Annotated in this window: 1 pseudogene; it reads left to right on the top strand. The window is 48.6% G+C overall.

The annotated features are described in order from the left end of the window. A pseudogene (locus M0413_RS23170) lies at positions 1 to 222 on the top strand (IS4 family transposase); the annotation flags it as partial.

Consider the following 222-nt stretch of genomic DNA (forward strand, 5'->3'; position numbering starts at 1 on the left):
TCGCATGGTTTGCTTGATGGAATTAAGCAGCCATTTATTGGTCAACAGCGCCTTTGATTCGGTTGCCGAAAATGAAATGAACTTAGCGTCCCAGCTCATTCCTAGCATTCCTAATCACAGCCTAACCCTATTTGACCGAGGATTTTACTCGCTCGGCCTGCTGCACGCTTGGCAGCAAGCGCAACCTGATAGCCACTGGTTGTTGCCATTGAAGAAAGGCAC

The organism is Shewanella sp. 8A (assembly GCF_023475945.1).
In the GTDB taxonomy this organism is placed as follows: Bacteria; Pseudomonadota; Gammaproteobacteria; order Enterobacterales; family Shewanellaceae; genus Shewanella; species Shewanella xiamenensis.